The 25,228-nt window shown below is 60.9% G+C and carries 18 protein-coding genes and 2 pseudogenes; 9 read left to right on the plus strand and 11 right to left on the minus strand.

Going from position 1 to position 25,228, the window contains the following annotated elements; translation table 11 throughout:
• Positions 1–121: 121 nt before the first annotated feature.
• The 3 genes from BPHYT_RS32040 to BPHYT_RS32050 form a co-directional block, all read right to left on the minus strand.
• Positions 122–3,244, minus strand: coding sequence for a hypothetical protein (locus tag BPHYT_RS32040; protein WP_012428284.1), 3,123 nt, complete (start codon positions 3,242–3,244; stop codon positions 122–124).
• Between the two features lie 68 nt (positions 3,245–3,312).
• Complete coding sequence (locus BPHYT_RS32045) at positions 3,313–5,199, minus strand: UvrD-helicase domain-containing protein (protein ID WP_012428285.1); 1,887 nt, start codon at positions 5,197–5,199, stop codon at positions 3,313–3,315.
• Complete coding sequence (locus BPHYT_RS32050) at positions 5,196–7,484, minus strand: ATP-dependent nuclease (protein ID WP_012428286.1); 2,289 nt, start codon at positions 7,482–7,484, stop codon at positions 5,196–5,198. Before BPHYT_RS32050 ends, BPHYT_RS32045 begins: the two co-directional genes overlap by 4 nt.
• A gap of 709 nt (positions 7,485–8,193) precedes the next feature.
• Between BPHYT_RS32050 and BPHYT_RS32055 the strand changes: the two are divergent.
• From BPHYT_RS32055 to BPHYT_RS32085, 7 genes and pseudogenes are all read left to right on the plus strand, one after another.
• Positions 8,194–8,562: pseudogene (locus tag BPHYT_RS32055) on the plus strand (DUF932 domain-containing protein); the annotation flags it as partial.
• 42 nt (positions 8,563–8,604) lie between these two features.
• A complete protein-coding gene (locus BPHYT_RS32060) occupies positions 8,605–10,053 on the plus strand; it encodes a site-specific integrase (RefSeq protein WP_012428288.1) in 1,449 nt (482 codons plus the stop codon).
• A 44-nt stretch (positions 10,054–10,097) separates the two neighbouring features.
• Positions 10,098–11,933 carry an integrase gene (locus tag BPHYT_RS39320; RefSeq protein ID WP_238535612.1) on the plus strand — a complete coding sequence of 612 codons (1,836 nt, stop codon included), beginning with the start codon at positions 10,098–10,100 and terminating at the stop codon, positions 11,931–11,933.
• Positions 11,930–13,813 carry an integrase gene (locus BPHYT_RS32070; RefSeq protein WP_012428290.1) on the plus strand — a complete coding sequence of 628 codons (1,884 nt, stop codon included), beginning with the start codon at positions 11,930–11,932 and terminating at the stop codon, positions 13,811–13,813. The genes BPHYT_RS39320 and BPHYT_RS32070 overlap by 4 nt, the downstream gene beginning before the upstream one ends.
• Positions 13,810–14,172, plus strand: a complete 363-nt coding sequence (locus BPHYT_RS32075; protein ID WP_012428291.1) for a hypothetical protein — start codon at positions 13,810–13,812, stop codon at positions 14,170–14,172. The genes BPHYT_RS32070 and BPHYT_RS32075 overlap by 4 nt, the downstream gene beginning before the upstream one ends.
• 118 nt (positions 14,173–14,290) lie before the next feature.
• Positions 14,291–14,815 (plus strand): annotated as a pseudogene (locus BPHYT_RS32080) (DUF932 domain-containing protein); the annotation flags it as partial.
• A 124-nt stretch (positions 14,816–14,939) separates the two neighbouring features.
• Entirely contained in the window at positions 14,940–17,162 is a 2,223-nt protein-coding gene (locus tag BPHYT_RS32085; protein ID WP_012428293.1) for a ParB/RepB/Spo0J family partition protein, read from the plus strand.
• Here BPHYT_RS32085 and BPHYT_RS32090 read toward each other — a convergent pair.
• The 5 genes from BPHYT_RS32090 to BPHYT_RS32110 form a co-directional block, all read right to left on the minus strand.
• Entirely contained in the window at positions 17,157–17,927 is a 771-nt protein-coding gene (locus BPHYT_RS32090) for a hypothetical protein (RefSeq protein WP_012428294.1), read from the minus strand. The genes BPHYT_RS32085 and BPHYT_RS32090 overlap by 6 nt on opposite strands.
• On the minus strand, positions 17,920–18,612 hold the full coding sequence (locus BPHYT_RS32095) for a nucleotide-binding protein (RefSeq protein WP_012428295.1): 693 nt from the start codon (positions 18,610–18,612) through the stop codon (positions 17,920–17,922). Before BPHYT_RS32095 ends, BPHYT_RS32090 begins: the two co-directional genes overlap by 8 nt.
• Positions 18,613–18,622: 10 nt before the next feature.
• The gene (locus BPHYT_RS32100; RefSeq protein WP_012428296.1) at positions 18,623–19,084 is read right to left on the minus strand and encodes a hypothetical protein; all 462 of its coding nucleotides are present in this window, start codon (positions 19,082–19,084) and stop codon (positions 18,623–18,625) included.
• 775 nt (positions 19,085–19,859) lie between these two features.
• Positions 19,860–20,231: a hypothetical protein gene (locus BPHYT_RS32105; RefSeq protein WP_012428297.1), complete on the minus strand. Its 372-nt coding sequence runs from the start codon at positions 20,229–20,231 to the stop codon at positions 19,860–19,862.
• Between the two features lie 23 nt (positions 20,232–20,254).
• Positions 20,255–20,578, minus strand: a complete 324-nt coding sequence (locus tag BPHYT_RS32110) for a helix-turn-helix domain-containing protein (protein WP_012428298.1) — start codon at positions 20,576–20,578, stop codon at positions 20,255–20,257.
• A 203-nt stretch (positions 20,579–20,781) separates the two neighbouring features.
• Between BPHYT_RS32110 and BPHYT_RS32115 the strand changes: the two genes are divergently transcribed.
• Complete coding sequence (locus tag BPHYT_RS32115) at positions 20,782–21,273, plus strand: hypothetical protein (RefSeq protein WP_012428299.1); 492 nt, start codon at positions 20,782–20,784, stop codon at positions 21,271–21,273.
• Positions 21,274–21,416: 143 nt separating this feature from the next.
• Positions 21,417–21,845, plus strand: coding sequence for a hypothetical protein (locus BPHYT_RS32120; RefSeq protein WP_012428300.1), 429 nt, complete (start codon positions 21,417–21,419; stop codon positions 21,843–21,845).
• A gap of 249 nt (positions 21,846–22,094) precedes the next feature.
• Here BPHYT_RS32120 and BPHYT_RS32125 read toward each other — a convergent pair whose 3' ends face one another.
• Genes BPHYT_RS32125 through BPHYT_RS32135 form a run of 3 tightly spaced genes read right to left on the minus strand, consistent with a single transcriptional unit; the run spans position 22,095 to position 25,178 of the window.
• On the minus strand, positions 22,095–23,108 hold the full coding sequence (locus BPHYT_RS32125) for a relaxase/mobilization nuclease domain-containing protein (protein WP_012428301.1): 1,014 nt from the start codon (positions 23,106–23,108) through the stop codon (positions 22,095–22,097).
• Position 23,109: 1 nt separating this feature from the next.
• Positions 23,110–23,646 (minus strand): hypothetical protein, encoded by a 537-nt coding sequence (locus tag BPHYT_RS37660; protein ID WP_012428302.1) that lies wholly within the window; start codon positions 23,644–23,646, stop codon positions 23,110–23,112.
• Positions 23,647–23,654: 8 nt separating this feature from the next.
• A complete protein-coding gene (locus BPHYT_RS32135) occupies positions 23,655–25,178 on the minus strand; it encodes an LPD7 domain-containing protein (RefSeq protein WP_012428303.1) in 1,524 nt (507 codons plus the stop codon).
• Positions 25,179–25,228: the final 50 nt, after the last annotated feature.

Here is a 25,228-nt window from a genome sequence, read left to right on the forward strand (position 1 = left end):
AGATCTGGCAATCGACGCGAAATGAACCTCCCCCAGAATCCCCCTCAATTCACCTTGCAGATTTGAATATGCGTCAGACTGCCAACAGCGCGAGCGCTTTTTTATGCAATTGTTCGCGTGCTCAGTCGACCAGTTTTGTGATGTCGATCCGCTCAACGGTCTCCGCTAACGGAACAGACTGTCGAGGGAAATCGCGTCTCAATCGTCGTGACAGTTCGCCAAGTGCATCGTTTCGTTCGAGCGCATGATGAATGAGCAACGAGGCAACCTGGCGCGCCTGTGCCTTGGCCCCCGGCATAGTATTGTTTCCCTGCCCGCGCAGTGCATTACGCCAACCGCGCTCAACCTTCTCGGTATCGATCTCGTCCAATACGCGCGCTAGCCCTCCCGGTCTGACCTGTGCGAGCAGACGCAAAAACAATAGGCCATACTTATAGAAAGTCGGACTCTCCTGCGACAGCGCCGCCGCCAACCCGCCGTAGTGCGGCTCGAGCAGAGCTGGAACCAGAGATGGCTCCGACTGGACGAATCGAGCCAGGATTAAAGCCGCCAGCGTCCAATCCACATGAAACCTACTACAGAGTGCAATGCGCTTGCCTGCGGCCACGTGACGTAGTGCGCTTGCTGGAGCGAGCACCCCAAGAATTGTCGACATGGTGACGATACGTTCCCTGTTACGCTCGATCAATGCTTCGACCGCAGGGCGCGCCGCCGGCAGGGTATATGCCACGCCGAGCAGCATCCGTGCGTCGCCGATTTCTTCCGCCCAATCAGCACCAATCGCCTGATCGATCAGCTCCCAATCGAGTGCCAGCACGGTCGCTTCGAACTGCTTTGGTGATGCCTTGTGCATGAAGCTGAGCACGCCTGCGGCAGACTGAAAGGTACGGTGCGTGCTGCGCGATAATTTGCCTGCAAGATCCTGCGGCGACCAGCAAGCACAAATCCTGCGCCCAACCTGCCGCATTCGCCGTGACGGCGCCAACCTGCCGACGAAAATGTTGAGTGGGTCATAGAGTCGTAACGCATTCCACACAATGTCGTTGATCTCATGAAACGATTCTTGCGGGTCAGCGCGCAGCCGATCGGCGATAGCAGGGACTAGAGCTTCGATCAGTGCGAATCCAAACTCTGGCTCGAAATGGCAGAAGTGTTCGCATATGTCGGCCACGACCGACAGGTACGCGTCCTGCGGCCAATTCGAGACCGTATGCCAGCATGCGCTCCGATCGATATGCTCAAGATAGCGCGCCTTCCACGCATCATCGTTCCCCGCACCCATCGTAGAGATGAGACGGGCGATCTCACCAGCATGTAACGGGCCCGCAGTACCTATCGCTTGTGCCAACGGTGCTGGGTCAACTAGCGAAACGATACTCTTACCGAGCGCCTCATTGGTGTTGTGAATATGATTAATGACCCGGGCAATCGCATAACCTGCGCCTTCGGGTGCGCCCTGAATCCAATCCGCCAGCAAATTCTTATGGCGGGCAAACTCGTCCATCTCTTGAGGCAGATACCCATGCACATTGCAGAGCAGCCAGCAGGCATCTCGGATATCAGTTGGTGTGGCTGCGGCCCAACAGCGCATGAGGACCGGCGCAAGCCATTCTGATTTCACCAGCCAACGCCACCGCCCATAGTCGCCCGCGAACGACAATTCACTGAGCAGAAGGCTCAGTCCTGCGAGCGGCGTCTGCTCGTCGCAAAATACCGTCTCCAGCATACGCGCAACGATCTGATGCTCTTTCGCTGACTGCCCCTCAAGAATGCGTTTAAACAGGACGCTGGCTAGGCGCTGATGCGGACACCGAAGGTCACCAACATTCAGAAGAAGCCGCTGAGAGATCAACCACGTGATTGCGGCGTCAATATCCTCGATGGGCATAACATCGCCAACGAGCTTCATCAACATTTCGCGCGAGCATCGGGCGTCGCGGGTACCAAGCTGACGAACAGCCGCAGCCGCGAGTACCAGGTCGGCTCCGGCTGCGCGGGCTGAACTTGCCAACGCACTGGCCCTCCGCCACCCGCCCCCGAGGATGAAGCAGAATTGCCATGGGTAAAGCGCCTGTTCCGCTGCATGTTCGAGTCGCTCCTTGAGTCGCTCATCCCCCAAACGATCGCCGACCCGGTCATCCGCACGACGGACAGCCGCGAGCGTAGTGTCTGGGGACGCCCTCAGTTTGTCTGCAATCACTCGTACCGCGCGCTTTGCATCAAGCTGGATGGTTCCCGGAGCGCTTGCCTTGTCCTCGGAAGTCGTGTGAGCGCTAAGCACCCAGTGCGATGCAGTCGCGCGCTCCTCCAGCTCGCGCAGGATTGCAGGATGGGCAAGATGCGCGTCATCGACGATATAGAGGGTGGGTTCTCCGGTCTCGACAAACGGTGGAATTGCTCCCATGGGATCAATCAGTCGCAAGACTCGCCAGCCGCGATGGCGTGCAATGCGTGCAGCCTGAAGCATGCAGATCGACTTACCGGCCCCCGGAACGCCAGCGACCCGAGCAGAACCCGCTCGCTCCAGGTCGGCGATCAGAACGGCAGCCTCCGGAAGCACTGGACAGGCCGCTACATCAGCGGGGCCTAGCGGTCGCCCCATCAGCGCGGGTCCTAGATCGCGGGCGGTTTCGAAACGAACCTCAGACCACGAAGAAACGTCGACGCTCGGCGCCGATTTGTACGGTACAAACGTCTTCAGGCTCAGCCGAAATCGTTCGAGCTCGGCCGTACTCGGGAGCGCCTGCAGCGCCGCCATGATCTTCGGCAAATGACCCGCATGCTCGGGATAAAATTCTTCGACAACGGCCTGGTGACTTGACAGTAGTGCGTGAATCGTGTCCCAGCCGATGGCAATGACCGGAAATCGCCCTTCTCTTTCACGCTGTTCCGATATGATCCGCGCGTGTTCTTGGAGAGGTCCGTCGTTTGGTGCAGTAGTGGCAAACGTCCAATGTCCAAGCGAGGGCTTGAAATTTTCTGCCTTGGCAAGCTCAGCGTCGAACTCGGCAATCGTTGCCTTGGCCCCGTAGCCCTCGCTTTTTCCTTTGCACTGCACACCAAACGTTTTTCCGTGTGCAGTCTCGGGGGTACCGAAGACATCAACGCCATGTTGCTTCTGACCCGTCCGACCATTTTTTTGGGTGAAAGGCGACTTCCAGACAGCCGCAAACAATGCTCGTGTCAGATCTTCGAATTTCTCCCATGACTTCGGCGGTGCGATCTGCTTGTCGATAAAGTCCATATATCGTCAGGTTGATCCTTATAGATCGGAAATGAGCGTCTGGTACTCGTATTTCCTCGTGGACATCGTCACGCCAACCCCTCCAGATCCTCGAGCCCGAAAACCCTCCCTGGTGGGAAAATAGCCGTTCTCTCAACGGCATTGCGGGCTAACTCGACATCCGGTACGAACATCACCACCGCCAGGTCCTTGACTGCACGCGAACAGCAAACGTAGAAGAGCCGACGAGTGCGGTCTAGTACGGATTCAGCGCCGGATGCAATTTTCTCCTCGTCGTTTTCCGATAGCGGAACAAAGCCGAAGTATTTCCCGTAGGAAAAGTGGCTGTGTGGTCCTTCCTCATCATCCAGGACGACCAGTACCCGCTCAAATTGAGCCCCCTTGACACCCTGTTGCGTGGCAAAGGGCGACTCTTCTTCGATGTACTTCCGGTACCCCCACAACTCAATAGCGTGACAGGCAAGAAAACCGACAATATGTTGGAATTCGCTGCTGCCGTTATCCAGCGGGTCTGGCATCAGGTAGGTATTGAATCGCTCATCAAGCCGCAACATCTCTCGGTCGCGAATGAGCCTCAACACATCCAGTATCGACGCGTGCGCCCCGTCCTCAAGGAGACCAGCAAGTGCGTCGACTCCCTCCTGGAGTTGACGAAGTACGCCTTGAATCTCTTGCTGCTGGATTCGATCCGTTTCGAGCTGAGGACACGCCGACCGCAAAAGGCTCATGACCTTGAACTGGTCACCCGACCGTACGGCGATGACCAGTGGCAACACAAACTGCAGCAATGGACGCAGCGGCCAAGCGCTGCCGTCATCCAGGCCATCCTTCAAGCTGGCAGGTGCTCCATCGTGGAGCGCCGCGTAGATGTTCGCGAACCCTAGGCGCGAGGCTGCCATTCGATGAACCAGGACCAACAGGCGAACGTCTGCCTCAGCGTTATCGCTCGACCACAACGGGTCGGCGGTCGAGTTTCTCAGCCACAACCGCACGGCCTGCAGACCCGCTGTGCGATTTCCGTCCGCTGGTAGCACAAACATCTGCGCGGATCCGGTCACTGGTTGCAGCACACCATCGACCTCGAGCGCCCGGCCTCTCGTCTGTTCAAGACCGTCGCCCGTCGCCCGGATTGCGTTCACGACGCGGAGCACCGATGTCGGACACCGGAAATTCTCCGGTTTTGTGATTTCACGCCACTCACGCTCCCGCGCGATTGGTCCAGCTCCAGTGGTGTAAATCTTCTGCATGGGATCACCAAAAAAACCCACACACAACTGCGGCTGGTCGGCCGCGACGCAACGCAGTGCACTTACTACGACTGGATTGGTATCCTGGCTTTCGTCCACGAAAATGAATGGGAAACGGCCGGCGATGATCTGGCGCAGTAGGGGACGTTCGACGATGAGGGCCGGCCCGAGCTTTAAAATGTCATCATGTCCCAGCACGCCTTCGGCATAGTCGCTCCCCGTGCCATAAGTGAATCGCTCCACGCGCGCAACGGTTGTCCTTACCTCCTCGAGTTCGGCAATCTCACGAATCAGTCGCTCTCGCGTTCCCGCTCGCGTCCCCCGTCTGTCGCGGTGTTCCGCCTTCTCCGCGATTTTCTCCCGAATGCGATCGACGACCCAGAGCTTGATATCCGCCTGAAAACTGCGTACGAGTAGCCACAGGAAGCTGTGGATGGTCGAGACGTGAAACGTCGAAGCATTCCCAACGTCTCCTGAAATTTCAGCCACGGCGACTTCCGTGTATGTGATGCAGGCTATCTGCTGACCTGCCCGACGAAGCATCGCACCACGCGACACAGCGAGGTGTTGCAGCGCCTTGACTAGCGAGGTCGTCTTGCCCGACCCGGCACCGGCCACCATGACGAAGGATCGAGCAGGCTGTTCATCGAGACATTCGCGGACCTCGATGTCTGCCGGCGTGTCGGGAGACCCGATGCGACTGGTCATCGCGCTTCCTCTACGTGCAACCCTCCCGGCTCCTCAGGTTGCTCCTGAGGGGTGATCTCGCCTTCCAGCCAAACAAGTCCTTCAGCGATGTATGTGGGCACCCGCCACGCGTCCGGTTGGTGGCCCAACAAACCCAGTGCGAAGTCGGTTTTTTTGAAGCTACTGCCCTTGACGCGCTTATGAACACGTTCGACGAGCGTACTCAAATCCTTCCCTGCAGCGCCCGGTATTCGTAGACCCAGATCCCGCTGTTCATTCGCCTGGCACCACGGAAGATTCTCAAGCGCGAAGGCCTCTTCCAGCGTCCGCCCGGCCAGTTGAAGGGTTTCCTCACGCCAGGTAACCGCTGTGCGGTATTGATAGGCGACGCGAACCAATGCCGTTCCTTCGCCTCCTCTCGGCTGAATCTTCTCCTCCGGCGTTACCGCGAAAAGGTCCGCGATGGTCCGACGCCTGGGCAACCATTGGATCAGCATCTGATTGGATGTGACGGCGCCTGCGAGCTCTGGTAGGCAAGCCTTTCCTGCTCTTCTTCCAGCTCCCTCCTCGTCTTCGTCTTCGTCGTCCGCATCATTTTCCTCCGGCGGCCGTGCCTCATTGTCTACCTCATCAGCAACCACCGGTAACGCGGCTTCAATAGGATCGCCGGCCACGACATCAGGGACTGGCGGACCGACGACGCTATCGAGGTCGGTGACAATTAACGCTGTGAGCCCAAGGAATTCTATCAACGGCTTGAATCTGTGCCCGAATGCGCCACCGACCTCGAGAATGCTTAAATATGTCGACCGGAGTTTTGGCGCGGCGATCTCGATCATCTGCGGAAGCAGCAGTCGTTCGACGTTGCCTTCAACAAGTACCGCGGCGTCAGCAAAGAACAGGTCGCAATGCGTAAGCTTGAGATAGCGTTCGAGGAAGTTTCGTTCTCCCTCCGGCGTCCGGTCATAAAATGACGACAAACTTAGTATCTCCGATCGATTACCAGTTTGACTTCGCCGAAAATATCTAATCGGGCGGAACCCTCGTTCGTACAAAATGTGCGAGGAGTGTGTCGTGACCACGACCTGACTACTGCAATGCCGCTGATCCTCGCCCTGGAGTTGAAGAATATCGAGAACTTTCCTGATGAAAGCCTGTTGAAGCTGTGCATGCAGATGCGCTTCAGGTTCCTCGATAAAAACCAGATGGAGCAGTGGGCGGCCATCGGTAATAGCAAGCCATTGAGCATGCAGGTCTAGCAACTCCACAACCATGAAAATGAGATTCTTGAACCCCAAGCCGTTATAGTGATCGGGCAACGTCGGCGGATCGATGCCTTGCTCTTCGGCATCACCAAGCGCGTAGTGAACGCGCGCGCCTCGGTCGCTCATAATGGCGGCCGGATCCAGCGCAGACCGTATCATCAAGCGGGGGTTACTAAGACCTGGGTAGCCAAGTGTTGCGAGGCTTCTCAGGGTTGGCTCAAAGACCCGTTCGAGGTGGTCATTGAGCATTGCCTCCGAATTGGCGAGCGCCCTGAGCACATCCAGGTCGTCCTCCTTTTGCTCAAGATTACGCTCGTAAAAGCGGCTTAGGACGCGAGACAGATCCTCGGCTCGCGCGCCGCCTGGACTGTCGGACAAGTGACGCTGTGCATGCAGGAAGTCGACCCGGATCAACGAATTCAGTATCTCCCGTCCGCTGCGACTCTCGCTTGGCATCAGAGCAACCGGCACATAGTCCGCGTCGGCGGTCATGTCAGCCGCAAAACGCGCCGGATCGAGCACATAGTAGCGAAGCTCGTATTCTTTGTTCAGATCCTCGCGAAGAAAATCGTGCATATTCCTGGGTGCCGGATCGAAAGCAGCCGCTTGGCCGTCTTCACGTGCAACAGCAGCCAGCGCTCGCCTCCGCATCTCCGTGTACCTTGCCTTCGTCGCCTCCGGATCGATTGGCACGTATGCGATACGCATACCCACGAGCGCTCCCTGCCAAGCCAGGCTAGGCAGGAGGTCAATCACCCTGTGAATATCAGTCCCGTCGATATGTAGCCAGATATCGATCGACATCGTTGGAAGTGTTGCGCCGGCCACACCCTCTCCGAAAGCCACAAATTGCGGCCACAGCTCGGCACTGAAATCATGGAGAGTGAATCTGCCCTTCCCGGTAAAGAGCTGAAGGGCATGGCCGGCAGAGGTCTTTCCGCTATTGTTGGCGCCAACGAATATGGAGATATCCGGTGCGAGATCGATGACAACGTCGCGCAACCTACGAAAATTCCTGATGCCAAGCTTCTGCAGATGCATTCATTCTCCCCCGTGGTCCCTACCGTCGCTTCATGTTAGTGGCCGCTCGTGTGCACGCCATGGACCTATGCGCAGCCCTGTTGGTGATTGCAGTTTAGGCGGAGTGATTGTACGGCGAACGTGACGCACCAGGAACCACCGGAAGTCGCCGCTCTTTCTTCATCTTCAATCAGACGTTCGTCTCCGCCGCCGAGCTCTCCCATCGAGAGCGGTCGGATCAAAGCTACCCTTAGCGACTGGGCGCCTCCCGATGCTTACGGACCAGGACCGGGCTTTCGCGGTGTGCGTCGAGCCGCGTCCCGTGTCTCGCGCCTGTCGGGCATCAACCCCTGGCGCAGCAGTCAACCCCGCGCATCTTCCAGTTAGGCGTGGCCGGCATGGCCACGCAGCCGCGCCTTCTGCGCGCCCCCCTGCCCGGTCAACCCGAGGCCCGACATGCATCCGGATCCCAGGTTTCCGCCCTCGACCCGCGACCGTAGCCGATAGCGGACAGACGTCAAGGGGCGAGGGACCGTGTTGCCCGCACCCCTCCCTCGCCTATTTCCTTGACGTCTGTCCGCTATCGGCTCCTCAAGTCGCACGGGCGGAAACCCGGGAGCTTGGCGGCAGCAAGGCCTACCCCGAGTTCCACCGGGAGGTGTTCAGCCGCAACGGCAAGTCACATCCCCTCGCCCGGTTCAGGTCCTCAACCTTGACTCTGGAGATCGCCATGCAACTCGCTTCTTCTTTCCGTTACGGCTCCCCGACGCTGCGCGCTGACTCGCCCCTGTCGGACGATCAGATTCGCCGCATTGCCCCGTCCATCTTCGCGGACAGCAAGCACGAAAGCCGCTCCGAACGCTACACCTACATTCCGACCATCGACGTGCTGCGCGGTCTGCGTAATGAAGGTTTCCAGCCTTTCATGGTCTGCCAGACGCGCGTGCGGCACGACGACCGTCGCGAGTACACGAAACACATGCTTCGGCTTCGTCACGCTGACCAGATTACCGGCGAGGAAGCCAACGAAATCGTGCTGCTGAACTCGCACGATGTATGCGCAAGCCAAGAGCGATTTCCCGATACTCTCAGGTTGCTTTAAAACGGCCATCAACACGAACACGGCACGAGGATCTCGGCGATGACGGCAAGACGAACCACCATCCGGCAACTGGCACTGACCGAGGTCGCTAACCGCGACACTCCAGGTGCGGCGGCGATCAGCATCACCATGCCCAAGGGCGGCACCATCTATCACACGGTCCCGCTCGCAGACCCCGACACCGGCAAGCGGCGCGACGCCCGTCCGCGGTGGATCGCAGGTAGCTTCCCTCTCTTTCCCGTTGTCCGGCTCGCGGACGGTGCGCCGTGGGCTGAGGCGAACCTCTGGCTCATCGATATGATGGAGTCGAAGTCCTCGCCCAACATGCTGACGTTCGCCAGCATCGCTGACGACCTGGTGGCATTCCGTCGTTACCTGGATGACGAAGGCGTCGACTGGCTGACGTTCCCCGCGAACAAGCGGCAACGCCCAACCTACCGCTACAGCGCCTCGATCAGGCTGGCCGTGCAGGCTGGCGAACTTTCTCCGGGTGTTGCCAGGCGCCGTATGGGCGCCGTGGTGCGCTTCTATCGCTGGCTCATGGCAGAAGCGGGCTTCAAGCCTGCGAACGCGCCGTGGGTCGAATCTGGCCGTTTCATCGAGTTCAGGGACCAGAAGGGCTTCAGCAGCACGATCGAGGTCAAGACCACCGACCTGTCGATCAGTGGCCGGCGCGCAGATGACCCGTGGGACGATCACATCCAGGACGGCGGTCGCCTGCGCCCGCTCCCCTCATCCGAGCAGTCGGTGCTGCTCGAATCGTTAGCCACTCTCGGCAATTCCGAGATGACGCTCGTTCATCTGTTCGCGCTGTTGACTGGCGCTCGCATCCAGACGGTACTGACCGTGCGTGCGAAACACGTAATGCGCAAGCCGGGCGAGTTTCACGGCGGCGACATACGTCTCGCCTGCGGGCCAGGTACAGGTATCGACACGAAGGGCGATGTCAAGGGCGTGTTGCACCTGCCGCGCGGTTTCTACGAGCGGCTCTACATCTATGTGCACAGCGATCGAGCTCGCAAGCGTCGCCAACTGGCAGACGGCGGCGATCACTTCGACCAGCCGCTCTTTCTAAGCCATCGCGGTGCGCCGCTCTACGAGGACCGCGGGTCGCGTGGCCCGCTCAGCACCGGCCCGCAGGTGCGCCGCCATGTCAAGACCGGGCAGGCCGTTCGCCAGTTCATCAGGGACGAACTGTTGCCCATGATGCGCGTGCAGCTCGGCAACCCCAGGTATGAGTTCAGCTACCACGACCTGCGAGCGACCTTTGGGCTCAATACGGTCGACGCGATGACAGCGAGCAAGACGAGCTACACGCGGGCGCTCGATCAGTTGCGACAGTTGATGTGGCACGTACAACCATCTACGACCGAGCGCTACCTCGCTTACCGCGAGAATCGTAAGCTGTTCGATGCTGTTCAGGATGGCTGGGGTGCGCACCTGTCGACGCTGGTCACACGCACCCTCGACACTGCGGTGACAGTATGAACCGCCTTTACGACGAAGTGCACATGCCGCTCGCGGAGGGCACAATGCTGCTGCACCCCGAGCGAGCGCTGCTCAAGTGGGAAGGCATGAGCAGCCGTTCCGATATCGGGCAGATCTGCTACCTGAGGCGTGACACGTCAAGCTCGCACCGCGCGCGACGAACTTTCGATATCCTGAGCTTCAGCATCGAACGCGTCAGGGTCGTACGCCTGCTGGTGACGCAGCTTTCCGGGCGTATGGCCCTTGGCGCGATGCGTCCGGCAACGATCTCGATAGCGCTGCGCGTCGTGCTTGATTTCGTCAATTGGGCCGACAGACAGGGCTTGCATCAGGTGCTTTGTGACGAGAAGGCTACGGCGGAGGCAGTTCATCGCTACTTCCGCGAGAAACGCGAACAGGTTTCGCTGGGCAATCTGAACCGCAATTCCGTCGGCCACGATCAGCGTAATCTGTTGTCGATGCTCCGTGAGTTTTTCGGAAACGACGACTTCTGCACCGACGCGAGGGTGCTGCGCCGCCAACTGGATGCCTCTGTGCCGACTGCTGTGCCTGACACCGAGGCACAAGCCGCCCTGCTCGCGTGGGCTGACGCGCTCTTCACCGGCATCAGCACCCTGGTGCTCGACTTCAAGTCGTACCCGGTGCGCGTAAGCACGGCGCGTGGCGAGAGTCTTTGCCTAGTTCCGCACAGACACCACCGTCGTGAAGACGACAACTTGCACGGCCACCTGCTTGGCTGGAACCTGGAGACCGGGGAGCTGCGCACGCGGGAAGAAATCGCGACGCACATGGCTGCGGCAGGCGCTAAAGATCCTCGTGCGCGTGCGTGGATGATCGCCTCGTTTGCGGCTAAACATCTTAGGGCTGCGAACGAGGATGCGCAATCAGCGATCCGTCGCTCGCACGCTTCAATGGCGACCCTTTGCTTCGCCGCGCTGTTCCTGGCCGAAACGGGCGTCAACCTCGCGCAACTGCTGGCCATGAAGTGGAGCCCGGAGCTTGTCGCGAGCCTGCAGGATACGTCAGTTGTACGTCAGACGTTTCGCGAGATCAAGTACCGTGCAGGCGGGAAGGGGGTGACGTTCACCGTCTCGCTGGGCTTCATGCCGAAGCTCAAGACGTATCTGGCGTTGCGAGAGTATCTGGTGCAGAACGCGGACTGCGACGCGTTGTTCATTCTAGCCGGGCATTACGCAAAGCGACGACGGCCAATGGGTCTCCCAACTCAATTTCTGGCTCAGCTTTACAGTCGACTCGATACGCTCGGGATCGTGCTACCGCGCATTACCGCACGTCAGTGGCGTGCGGCGAAGCAGGATTGGGCGGTGAGCAACCACGACCCTGTCGTCGCAGCCAGACTGATGGGCCACTCCTTGGCCACGGCGCTGCGCTCATACTCGAACGGCACAGACGCCGCGCACAAGGCCGAGATGGGCGCGTTCCTCGCTTCGGTCGAGAAGACCGTGCTGAAGCCCGGCAACGACCCGGCGGGCAGCATCAGGAGCGCGGTGGGCGTCTGCATCGAGTTCCACAAACCTGCGCCGATCGCAGCTTCAGTCACCGTACAGCCTGACTGCCGCTCGACCGAAGGATGTCTCTTCTGCGACCAGTACCGCGTGCACGCCGACGCCGCCGACATCCGCAAGCTGCTGGGCTGCCGTCACTGCGTCAGGCTCGTGAGCGGGCGTGCTGACTCGATCGAGCAGTACGACACATCGTTCGGCGCCGTGCTGCGGCGCGTTGACTTCCTGCTGGATGAGCTGCGCAAGCGCGACGCCGCGCTGGTCGATCAGATCGAGCACGACGTTGATATCGAAGGGAATCTGGACGCGTTCTGGTCGGCCAAGCTCGACCAGCTTTACGAACTGGGAGTGGCATGAACAACACGCTGATCACGCCGATCGCAGAGCGCCCCGACTGGTATCGGATCGAGGATGATACGGTCGTCACGCGCGACAAGGCTGGGAATGCCGTTTCGCTGTTTGGTGACGACGCCTGGGACATCGGCGCATACGCGATTGGGCCGCGCAGCACCGGCCTCCATTTTAGGGGCCACCTGCCTGACGGCGTGACCCGTGCTCTTTCAGAGGCGACCACGCGTCAGTGGAAGCAGATCATGTACTTTCTGATGCATGAAGCAACCGATATGGTACCGGCGTCCAGTACGCTTCAGGCTCGTTCGGTTTATCTGAGGGAATTCGCATTCTTTGCCGCCGAACGGCAGCTTACGCTCTACGAGGGGCTGTCCAATGTCCCCATTGTTCTGGACTATGTGGCACAAGCGGGGATGGAAAGGAAGGCCCAACGCCTTCATTCAATTCTGGTGCAGCTTCACCGTCTGGGCGTCGGGACCACCGGACTGTGTGTGCCGCTGGCCCAACTACATAAGCCTCTGCTCGATCGCTTCGCGCAACGCGCTGAATACGCACAATACCCTGTCATCCCGACGCGGATCTATCAGCACTTCCTGTCGACCTGTGAGCATGACCTCGGCGTCGCTGAGGACGTCGCTGACATCCTGTCGGATTACCTCGCACGCGTGTACGCCGGCGAGAATCCAGACGTCTCTGCAGCGGTCGCAACGAATGCTGTGCACTTCGGGTGCAAAGACTCCCCTTACGTCGTGTCGTCGCTTGTGGCGTCGATCCGCGCGCTATGCCAGCTTGTCATCCTGGCATTCACCGGCATGCGCGCGAGGGAAGCGGAGAACCTGCCGTACGACTGCCTGAGCGAGACCCGTCTGGATGGCGTGACGCACTACACCATCGAGGGCGTCACAACCAAGCTGTCGGGTGGTCGTCCCAGGCGCGCGCGCTGGGTGACCAGCCCGCTCGCCGCTCGTGCCGTCCGGCTTGCGCAGCGGCTGTCGGGCGAGGCTCACCGTGCGCACGGCGCACCGAGCTACGCCGAATCAACGGACGGGTCACACCTGCTGTTCTGCCGGATGGGTCTGCGTTATGGGTACGTGGCAAACCGTGGGGCGAGTACCCTGCATCTCGATGTCGAAGCGTTTCGTGAGCGCGTCTTCCCGACGATCACGGTCGAGGACATTGCCGAACTGAAGCGTGTCGACATGCACCGCGCGTGGGAAGACGAACCGAAGTACGCGCCCGGGCAGCAGTGGCCGTTCACGCGCCACCAGCTTCGCCGGACCCTGGCCCTCTACGCGCATCGGAGCGGACTCGTGACACTGCCGACGCTCAAGCGTCAGTTGCAGCACATCACGCAGGAAATGAGCATGTACTACGCCCGCGGCTCGGCGTTCGCGAAGGGCTTCATCGACATCGACAGGACCCACTTCGCGAAGGAATGGGTTGAGACACAGAGCCTGTCCGAATACCTTGCATACGCCCAGCAGGTGCTGTTCTCCGACGAGCGGCTGTTCGGCGGGCACGCAGCGTGGACGCAGAGCCGTGCCGTGCAGGCCTCGCCCGTGTCGGTTTATTCGCGCGACCAGACGGTGAGGATGTTCAGGAAGGGCGAGCTGGCGTACCGCGAGACGGTGCTGGGCGGCTGTGCCAGCATCGAACCGTGCAAGTCGACACCGCTCGACTGGATGCGTCTGGATTGTCTTGAGTCGAACTGCCGTAACCTCGTGGTCGTGCCGTCGAAGCTTCAGCGCGTGATCAAGGCGCAGCAGGTTACGGTCGGGAAGCTGCGCGCTGTCGACGATGCGAGCGTCGAATATCGTATCGAGGTCCGGACGCTGCAACGACTGCTTGATGCGCAGGAGAGACTGATCAAACCGGAGGTAACATGAGCGAAACGATGGCCGACTACTACGCCGCCCTTGAGCGGCTGAAGAAGCGCAAGGGTGCGCGTATCAACAACGACACTGTGGCGATCGAGGCTGGCCGCAAGAAGGGCTGCATCAAGAAGTCACGCCCGCAGTTCGCTGAACTGATCGAAGCGATCGACGCGGCCAACGCCGTAGCCGAGCGACCTAAGCTTGAACTGAACGATCGTCTGAACCGCGCGAAAGGCGACGCAAAGGATTTGCAGGCACAGCTTGACGAGTCGCTGGCCCGGGAGCTCGCACTACTGCGACAGGTATTCAGCCTGCGCAAAGAACTGGCCGCGCTGCGTGGCGGTAGCGTCCTGCCCTTGCATTCGAGCTAGATTGAGATGGACACTCCGACGGCCATTCTGTCCACTTTTACCATCCAATCAGATGGACACCTGGCCGACAGTTGACTCCGGTATTTTCAAGGCCACAGCGGATGTCCATTGTTTTTCTCTTGCGCGTAACGATGGCACCAGCAGTTACCAGATGCTCGCGGGCATGCTGCGCTTCGTCTGCCAGAACGGCATGGTAGCGGGCGACAACGTCGCCGATATCCGCGTCCCGCACAAGGGCAACATCGTTCAGAACGTAATCAGCGGCGCATTCGACGTGCTCGACGGCTTCGACCTGATCCGCGAGCAGAAGGAAGGCATGCGTGCCGTCACGCTCGACCGCGACGAACAGCACGCGTTCGCCCGCTCCGCACTGGCGCTGCGCTACGACCCGACCGACTCAGAGGCACCGGCCCCTGTCACCGACAGCCAGCTACTTACCCCGCGCCGCTTCGAGGATCGTCGCGACGACCTCTGGACCGTCTTCAACCGCGTCCAGGAGAACCTCACCAAGGGCGGCCTGCATGGACGTTCGCGCACGGGTCGCTCGATGTCCACCCGCCCCATCACCGGCATTGACCAAAACGTAAAGCTCAACCGCGCCCTCTGGATGCTCGCGGATGCAATGCGCCAGATGAAGGCATAGCCGCGACAGGGGCGAGAAATCCGCTTCCACTCAACATCCATCAGGACTCCTCTTCGGGTCGAGTCCTGATGAAATCCGATAGTGCCCGGCCCGGAACTTTCTTTTCTACATTCTGGAGTCAGTCATGCAAGCCCAATCCGAAACCTTGACGATAGATACCGCCGAACCCGTGGCCGTGCTCGAATCCCACTTCGGTAACGAGCAGCCCATCGTGACCGTCCGGTATTCCACCCTGCGGCCTTCGCCACTTAATGCGCGCACGAAACCCCTGTCGGGCATTCCTGGCCTTGCCGCCAATATCCGGGCGAAGGGTCTGCTGCAAAACCTTGTCGTCCACGAGATAAAGGGATCGCGCGGCAGACAGCGCAAATACGGCGTGTGCGCCGGTCAGCGCCGCGAGGCTGCCCTCGACCTCCTGTTCGAACAGAAAGACATCAATGCCGACTACCCGGTCCCCGTACGGATCGTCAGCGAAGGCGAGGCCCTCGCCGTTTCCCTGATCGAAAATACCGAGCGCGAAGGACTCGATCCCTTCGACGTGCTGCGCGCATACCGGATGCTAGCCGAGGAAGGGCGAAGCGTCGATTACATCGCCGCGCTCTTTTCCGCCTCGCCCCTCACCGTCAGACGGCGCATGAAGCTCGCCAGCATATCCCCAAGGCTGTTGGCCCTTTTGCGCGAGGACGCGATCACGCTTGACCAGCTTGCTGCAATCGCCCTCGCGGACAACCACGAAACGCAGGAACACGTCTGGTTCGATGCAAACGAGTGGCAACGCCAGCCCAACTATCTGCGGCAAGCCATTACGCGGGCCGAAATCGACGCGAGCCGCAGCCGCCTTGTACGCTTCATTGGCCTTGACACCTACGAGGCGGCAGGCGGATATGTACGCCGTGACCTCTTCAGTGACGACGGGAATGCGGGCTACATCGCCGATGCCGAACTGCTACAGCGTCTCGTCGCGCAGAAACTCGACGTAGCAGCAGAAGAAGTGCGCGCCGAGGGTTGGGGCTGGACAGAAACCCGCGTCGAGCGCGACGTGCTGGAGCTTAACCGCTACGGCAAGCTGCGCCCGATCCAGCGCCCCTTTACGGACGACGAGCAGCGCGAGATGGATGCGCTCACCGCACAGCAGAACGACCTGGTCGGGAAGCTCGAAGCGCTGTCCGAGGACGATGAAAATGCCTACGAGGAAGCGGACCGCCTCGATGCCGAAATCGGACAGGTTAACGCTGAGATAGCCGCATTCGAAAGCCGCACCCTGGTGTGGGATACAGAGCAAATGGCCGAGGCGGGCGCGTTCGTGATCATCGATCCGCAGGGAAAACTGCTCATCGAGCGCGGTCTCGTGCGGCGCGAGAACAGTGCGGCGCTGGACGCGGCGGGTGCGACCGTCACCGGCACGCCGCAGGCGGAAGCGGCGGACCCGGCAGACTGTCCTGTTACGAAGATCAAGCCAGTCCACAGCGCGAAACTCTGCCAGCGACTCACCGCGCACCGCACCGTCGCTATCCACGCCGAAATGGTCGCGCAGCCCGCCGTCGCGCTCGCCGCCCTGTTGCGGCATCTCGTTCCGCAGGCGCTGCCCGAGCACTACGGCTACGCGTCCGCGCGCGACTATCTGGCGCTGTCTGGCGACAACAATCACGACAGCCTGCTACGCGCGGCGGACGATCTGCCCACCAGTGCTGCATGGAACGCCGTCGAGACACAACGCGCCCGATGGACCGCCGAATTGCCCGCGAAACGCACCGACCTGCTGCCGTGGCTCGCGAAGCAGGATCCCGGCACGACGCTGCTCGATCTGCTCGCCTTCTGCACCGGCACCCTGCTCGACGGCATCGTCGGCGAAGAAAAGCCCCAGGCGATCAGCGCGCTCGCGGGCGCGCTGAACCTGGACATGACCCGATACTGGACGCCGACCCGCGCCACGTATTTCGATCATGTCAGCAAGGCGCGCATCGGGGAAGTCGTGTCCGCAGCCGTTTCGCCAAAGGTTGCCGCCGACCTCGGGAAGATGAAGAAGGCCGACGCCGCTGCCGCCGCCGAACTGCGGCTGGCCAAGGTCACGTGGCTCCCGGAAATCCTCACCGATACGGAAATCCCGGTCACGCCGTCATGGGAAGCTCACGACGACGAGGATGGGAACGCCGGGGCGGATGAACACGACCCGGACACCGGCAACGGTTCCGACGACGCGCAGGACGACGGCAGTGCCGGCGAGCCCGAGAGCGATCACGGTGGCATCAGCAACACGGTTTGCGATGTGGCCGCGTCTCCCGCCACAGCCGGCACGCAGCCGCCGTGGCCCCTCCCGACCGCTGCCGGACTCGCGCGTGCTTCATGATGCGCTCGCGTTCGTAAATGGCGACATCAAGGAGGTATGACCCGTGCGGGCAGACGGCAAACTCTCTGCCCGCACCGTATGACTACCGGAGTAGCGGCCCGCCAGCGCACCCACTATCGCCGCGAGTAGAATCACGATCAGCGCCCCGCCCACCAGCGCGCGGAACACCTTCGTCATCCGTCTCGCGGCTATCTGGTCAACCTTCGCGGCACGCGCCGCTGCCGCGCTCATCTCCCGCTCAAACAGAGCTACCGCTGCGTCGAGCTGCTGCCGATGCTCACGCAACGCGACGGCTACCGTGCCCACTACCCGGTTTCCCGCGATGCGCGCAATCTGGTCAGCGGCGCGCCCCACCTGCGTGACCAACGCCTGTTCATTCAGTGCTGCGAGCTTCGCGCGATACCTCGCCTCGTGTTCAACGGCCATGCGTTCCGCGAGTTCGATGGTCGCCTTGCAGCGCGCGAGCGCGTCGCGGTGCTGCGCCATTAACGCGTCCGTCGCCTCACGTGCCTCCTCCCGCACCGCGTCGAGTTTACCGTTGCCTACCCGCTCGATGCGCTCCGGCATCGCTTCGTAAAGCCGCGCATAGTATTCGAGCACCGCCAGCACCGACCACAGCGCATCGTTGTCGCGCAGATTCAGGGCGACTGACACCCGGCGCATACGCAGCAGGCTCGCGTCGTCCGGCTTCTCCCCGGTGACGTCATAAAAGAGCCGGGCGAGAGGATCGACAGGACGTCCGCGCCGCGCCCGCCGCTCAGGCATTGCCCGTCACCCCGGCGAACATCGCGTCATAGAGCGCCCGCCAGCGCAGCAGTTCCGCGCGCTGCCCGATGGGTAGCGACTCCGCCGCCTTGCGCACCGACAAGCGCTGACTACGCAGATCGTCCGCCACGCGATCCGCGAGTTCGGGAAAGTCGAGCGACTTGCCCTTCGCCTCGACACTCTTGCGGATCTTTGAGTCCTGATACAGCACGAACCTGTCCGGTGTGCCGTAGTGGCCATTGCGCACAACATGCGTCATCGCGTCCGGGAAGGTTTCACCGAACTGACGCAGCAGTTCCAGACTATCGCGCTGCCGGTTGATCACCCAGAACACGACGAGCCGTCTGCCAAGCTCGCCCAGCGTGCTGGCCAGCGTCGCGCCGTAGCGGGCAACGCCATCCTGGTTGCGGGCTGCCGTGCTGACCACCACAACCGCGTCGCGATGCTCGTCGCAATAGTTCACGAAATTGATCCACCCGTCCGCCTCGTCCAGATCGAACGCGGCGCAATCAATCTCGCCCTGCACGGCCTTCATCACGTCAGGGTTTGCCGTGTCATTCTCAACCAGCACGGGCTGGACGCCGCGCCGCTGCAGATGATCGACCAGCGCGAGCGCGACGAGGCTCTTGCCAACGCCGCCCTTGCCGCCGCCCACGAGATAGATGGGATTGACTGCCGTATCCATCGCGACTCCTCTACAGATCGTCGGTGTCGGGCCGGATCGCGAATCCGAGTGCACCCTGCATTGGTCCGGATTGCGGTCTGGCTTCCGTCTTTCCCCCATCCTTGCGACCGTGCTTTGTCTGAGACGTCGCATCCTGCGCGCGCGATTGCGCCGTGAACATCTTCTCAGCACCGGGCGCGCGTGCACCTGATGCTGACCGCACAACACCACCTGCGCTACCGCCTTTCCCGGTCGAGCGCAGTGCATAGCGAATCGTCCCAGCCGTGATGTCGAGTCCTTGCTGCTGCGCCTGCTCCGCGATTTGCTCCAGCGTATAGCCCTTCGCCTGCGCAGTCCGCACCCGCACACGCATGTCCTTCATCGCATCGCGCACCGTCACGCCACGTTCGGTATCCGGCTTCTCCGGCAGCGCATCGAGTGCGCGACCAAACGCCTCCCATTGCGACTTCGTATAGACCTTCGCAACAGGCATCGTTACTCTCCTGAACATCGGCTACGCATCGCTGTGACACCATCGTGCGCACGTCCTGAGCACGCGTCAACGCGGTTTTTGCGCACGACTTGCCCGCGCAGGAACACACCGGCAGCGAAGGGAATGTAGGAGAACAACGCACTTTTTTGCGTATGTGGTGCGCACGCGACACGCTTCACCAACGCATCTAGGATGCGCCGGGGTAGCGCTTGCCGCTCACTCCGGAGACCATCACCTTGACGCCGGATTGTGGTTTCGGTTGTGTCACATGCAGGCACGCAGACTGTACACGCCTAGCCGGGAACTGCTCATGGTGTTTCGCTCTCGTCTGCGCGTTCGATGCTCGCCTCATAGCGCACCGCTTGAATCGCACCGTCCACATGCTTTCACTCGTTCCGAGCGTTGCATAGGCTCCCAGCACACTCTCTCTCGTTTTGGATTTTCATGCGCCTCGCGAAGCGCATCGATCAGCACAGATACCCAGCAAACCATTCGCATTTTTGTGAGCACCCAACGCACGGCAGCGCGCACACTTCACACATTGGGTTCGCCACTGGTTCGCAGTTCATGACGCACTGGTCGCGCATCCCTTAACACATCGATTTACGCAATGCGTTGACTCAGACACAACCCCACGTCGCATCGTCATAGCAAGGAAAGCGCACACCGTTCTCCACGGCACGATCGGCCGTTTACTCGAAGGCAGAAACCTCTGCGCACTGCGTTTACTCTGGACCACAAAAAATGCACAGAAAACAAGGGATGGCAGGATTGGCTATCGCCGGTTTTGGGCTCCCGCACCGGATTTCCAACTGTGCATGACGTTCATCCGTCGCCAATCAGGTCCTCGGACATAGCGTTCGATCACAGCCAGCCCCATGCCGACCGCCCCGTAGTCGCTGTTATTGAGTGGGTCGCGAACGACCAGCATAGTTGGCTGCTTCCGTAGACGATGAGCTTCTCGATAAAAGACGTTGGTCGCGGTTTCACCGACCTTGTCCGAGAACCACTGCGCGGTGTCGGTGTCTTCTAATCGTAAGATGATCTGAACCAGGCCTACGTCGAAGCTCAAGACGTTAGTGTCAGGCAGGGCGACGTCGAGAATCAGAAAACGTAATGCAATCAGAGCGTTGACACGGTATATCATGTCGATTGCCGTCGAATACTGCGCTATGACCCGGCCTCCAGACTGCGCGCATTCTGCAAAAGGTCGGCTCGCTTTCGCTTTGATAACCTGCCAAAAATCAGAATCAGTTGAGCCAGGTCAGAGTCTTCAGCATACAGAAAGGCCACCGGCACTTTGAGCACGGTGGCGAGACGACTTGCGAATGTGTGGTCAACCTTATGGACACCCAGTTCATAGCGGTTAATGCGGGTGCTCGCGACGAATGGATCCAGGCCAGCCTCGATTCCGAGTCGCTTCTGCGATAGCCCGGCCTCCAGGCGAGCCTCCTTCAGTCGCGTTCCAAAAATCGAAGATGACGCCACAGACATTCACTGGTAGCTCGTTATGTACGAAGCTACGAATATCGTTGCAAAGCGTCTGCTTAGATACTACGATTATCGTAGTGTCTACGTGCAACTGGAAGGTTTCTTGAAGCACCCTGTCGCGGCAACCTCGGACACGTGCTACTTCAGGACGGTTGCTGCATGGTTACGGGCCGGCGCTCAGCGCCCGGAAACGCAGGAAGTGAACGATGCCGGACAAGCGACTGCCGACCGACCTCGGTATTGACCTCAGCGAACGGGACTGCAACCGCCTGCGCCTGCTCAACGACGAGCTGGCGCAGGCAGAACAGTGGATTTCTCGCCGCAGCAGCGAAATGGTCGCGGCGTATGGTCTTGCTACCGCCCAGACCCGTAATACTGCGCGGCTGGATGAAGACGTGGAATTGATCGCTACAGTACTGTTCCTGCTGCGGAAGGATCATCCTGATTTGGCTCCCGGGCGCCATCGCGTGGTGACACGAATCGACATCCCGATCCTTCCCGCGACCCTTCGTGAGAGCGATGCAAATGGTAACGGTACGCGGACGGCCTGGCCATTTCCGGATCGCGGTGAAAACTGGTGCCCATTGTTTCTGGAGCTATACGAACGCGCGCTGCAGAAGGACACAGCGAAAGTGCTGAGCATCGGCACGCTATGTATCGACATCGCACTGATACAACAACAACTGCGCTCGTGGTAGACGAGCGGCACGCTAACCATGAGTCAGCTTTTCTAACCACTCATGGCATTCGCTAGAGCGGCGTCTATATTGCATGAATGGGATATTGAGGCTGTGTGTTTTTCTCGAAACCTGAGCAGCCACGTTTCGCGGGAGGACGTCATATGACTCTGCTGAAACTTGCGGTCGTAGCTGGCATTCTTTTCGGTACGGCCAAGGCAATCCGGCTATGTGGTCGCCACTGCCGGGTTCGTTTCGGCCACAGCTTTTTTACTGCGCGAGGATTCTGGCTCGCCGCCATCGCGATCAATTTCCTGTGGTGGGGATACTATGCGTGGGCGACGGCCGCACTCCATAACGCGCCGCCGTCAGAAGGACTTGCCCTGATGGCTCTGGGTATCGCTGCAGCGGCCTGGCTGATCTACGAAAACGTTCACGCAACAAACACCCTATACGGCGTCGTCGGCTCGTCTCTCCAGCTCGTGACGTTTTTTCCGGTGGCACTCTACGGCCTGCCGCTCCTCGCGATCGCCCTGATTTTCCTGCTCTTCGCGACGTACAAGGGCGTGCCCGTATGGCTTATCGATCTGTGAACCGCCTGCCGTCGATAACAATCGTGCCTGCATGCTTCGTGTGGTCGCGCTCCGTCTTACGCCAGCACACCCTTCACATCGCCCGCAACTTCGACGTTGTCTTCGCAAGCGCACGATGGCGGGTGCGCGGCCACACTAGACGCGCCCCCTAAGACCTGCCAACAGCGCCCGACGCGGTGAGCGGATGAGGACACCGGGCCGCGCGTCGCTCACTTCGCCGATCAGAACGGTGACACCCTCTCGGCCGCGCTAGAGTTCGATGTTCGGATCGGGAGCGTCCGGCCGACCATTAGGCTCTGGTGCCGTCCGATGCTCGCGCATTGGCGCAGGATGCCGCCTCATGTCGGGGACGAGGGCGTCCCGCTGGACCGGCATGGTACGCACGAACTCCACGATGCCGACGGCCGTCGCGCGGTCTGCACCGGCTGGGGACGCGGCCATTGTCCGCGCCACCTCCCGCCACACTGCAAATGCCTTGCCGTGAGCGTGCCATCCAGCCTGGCGTTGCTTTTCGCTCGCCACGGCGCGCCAGTACTTCGGCATCTCGCCACGCTCCACCATATGCCTGACGCCCTGTGCCGGATATCGTCGGGTCTCGCCGCGCGCCCGTCGGGGCGTCGCGTTGGCTTCCACACCGTTCGCGCGTAGCTGCTCGGCGAACCGCTCGCGCCAACGCCGCAGATCCTGCTTTCGCGGATTCAGACGCCGGCCATCCGGTCCACGCACCTGCACGCTCAGGTGAACGTGCGGATGCGCCTCATCCTCGTGTGCGGCAAACACATATGCACGCCCATCCCCAAATTCAACGGCCGCAAAATCCCGGGCCGCGTCCCTCACGGCCTGACGGTTCGTACCCGGCGGCATCGACAGCAGAATGTTGAATACCTCGCGACGGGCGCTCGTTTCCGGTATCCCCCATCCACCGAATTGCCAGGTCTGCACGAGATCACGTACGGCCTCTGCACCCGCGATCCTATCCCCGTTCTGGTCTTCCAGCTCCACCTGACCGTTTCGGGAGATATATCGAAGGTGCCGGCGCACCGCGCCGATGCCCTGCGCGCCCGATGCCTTGTTCGTGATCTTGATCATTACCTCCGGCGTGCGCCCAAGCGTGCGCGCCAGCTGCTCGCGCATTCTCGCGGCCTCGTCTCGCAAGCTCGCCTGCGAGAGGCGCTGCGCCCTCGCGTGCCTGAACGGCTCCTGAAACAACCGGTCACCCCAGTTCAGAAGCATCGCATCGATGTAGACTTTCGGATAAGGCATCTCACCGGCTCCATCGATCCAGGTTCGCCCGCATCACATCTGCCACGACGCGCAGATGCGCATCGATCGCCCCACGAATAGCCTCGATGGCGCCGCTCCCGTCCTGTCCGCCATCTCGTATGTGGCCGCCGCGGGCAAGTTGTGCAAGCCATCTCCCGATCGAAGCAAGCTGCAGATTGGAATCCGACAGCAGCCGCATCTCGCGCGCGCCAAGCTGGGGTTCGTGCGTCAACTGCGCACGGATCAGCGCAACGATCCAGCGGTTAGCGGTCAGGCCCGACGCCTCCGCGCGCAAATCAACAGCCTCGAGTTCGGCAGCCGTCAGCCTGACTTCGATCCGGATGCGAGGATCGCCGACAGCAGTCCAGCGAACATCCGCGTCGATTTGCAGATCATCATTGCCAGCGTCCGCACGCAGCGCGGCAGCCACCAGTTGCCGCGCGCCCTCACCAACGGTCAGGCCCCGGCGCACACACCATCGATCCCAATCCCGTCGCATACTGCCAAGTTCGACACACAGGCGCTCGCGTACACGCATAACAGCTCCTAGCGCGCCGGCGAGGGTTCGACGGGCGTGTGCACCAGTTCAAGCTCGATATCTCGCGCAGACGCACGTCCGACCGCTGTGCGTGTCCGACGATCCCGTTCCGACGGCGCTTTCGGATCGAAGACCTTCGGCCGCGGGACGGGAATGCCCTCGCGACCAAACGCATCCAGCAGCGCTTCTGCACGCCGTTGCACGCGTCCGATCGAGCGCGCACTGAAACCCTGCTCCCGCATCGCGCTGGCGAGCACAGCCAGATGCAGCACCTTGTCTTCATCGAAGACACTCGACCGTCGAAGCCCATGGCCGCTTTCGCGCGCATTCGTGCCCGCAGGTGTCGCGTCTGCTCCTGCTGCGCGTTCGGCTTCTGACACAGATTGCGCCGCCGTACGCTCCCGTCCCATCACATCTACCTGCCAAGTGTTCCGGTGCACATCACGCTCGTCTTCACCGACCACTACACCGTGCTCGTTCAGGATCGGTACCTTGACCGTGACGAGCCGTCGCCCCAGGTTTTCAAGTGCGACCTGCTGCCCGGGCTGCGCGCCCGATTCGCGCATCGCGCGTTCGAGATCTACACCCCAGACGACGTGATCCGCGCCTGTCGCATCGCGGAACACGACGTAGTACGACTCGCTGCGCGCAGGATTATTCTGATACGGCGCACCACCGTGCTCGCGCAGCTCGCCCGTATATCGCCTCGGTGTATCGGCTTCATCGCCTGCTGCCGGCTGTCGCTTCGCGTCATGAGGCTCAACCCGCTGAGCATCACGTCGCAGGGCTGCGGGTGAGGCGCCATCGTCCACACCCGTCGGTACGGCGGCCGGCGCGGGTGCAGACGTTGCACGACTGCGCTCTGCTACATCTATCGTCGAACCGGCCGCACGCAATGACGCATCCGCTTCGATCCGGTTATTCAGACGCCCCTGCCGCGCATCGGCCAGACGCGCCAGATCGGCGGCCTTTGGCTCATACCCGCTGACCTCGATGCCCATCAACGATCCCTGCAGCCATACTTGGCTGCGGAACGCCTCGTGGCCGGACACGCGAATACGACGCCACGGTTTCGACGCCGCCATGTCGACCATCGACTCCACCACGTCCGGCCGGTTGTGTTCGGTGACAAGGTACGGTCCGATATCCTCGAACGCGAGCTGATACGGCGCATCCTTCAGGAAATACTGGTTACCGGCCCGCAGGTAGCGTTTGCGTACGCGCTCCGGCGGCTGGTCAAGCGGCGCGCGAACAGCAGCGGGATCTTCCTGTCCGGTTGGCCCGTCGCCGGTTGCACGGGATGCAGACCGATGTGACACACCCGCATCGTCCCGGATGGCCTGATCACGCAGACGCGCCCGTGCCGCGTCAAACTCACGCCAGCGCCGGGCCGACACAGCATCCATGGCCGCCGCGTCGAGGCGACTGGTATCGCCATCACCTTTGGTGTGTTCAACGGATGGCGAATGTCCAAGAATATCCTGCTCGATCACATTAACGAGCGGCGTGGCAGGCGACAGGGTTTCAGACATGGTGGAACTCCTTTCTGATCGGTCATGCTTCCAGGCAACACATCTTTTGC

Source organism: Paraburkholderia phytofirmans PsJN (genome assembly GCF_000020125.1).
Taxonomy (GTDB): Bacteria; Pseudomonadota; Gammaproteobacteria; order Burkholderiales; family Burkholderiaceae; genus Paraburkholderia; species Paraburkholderia phytofirmans.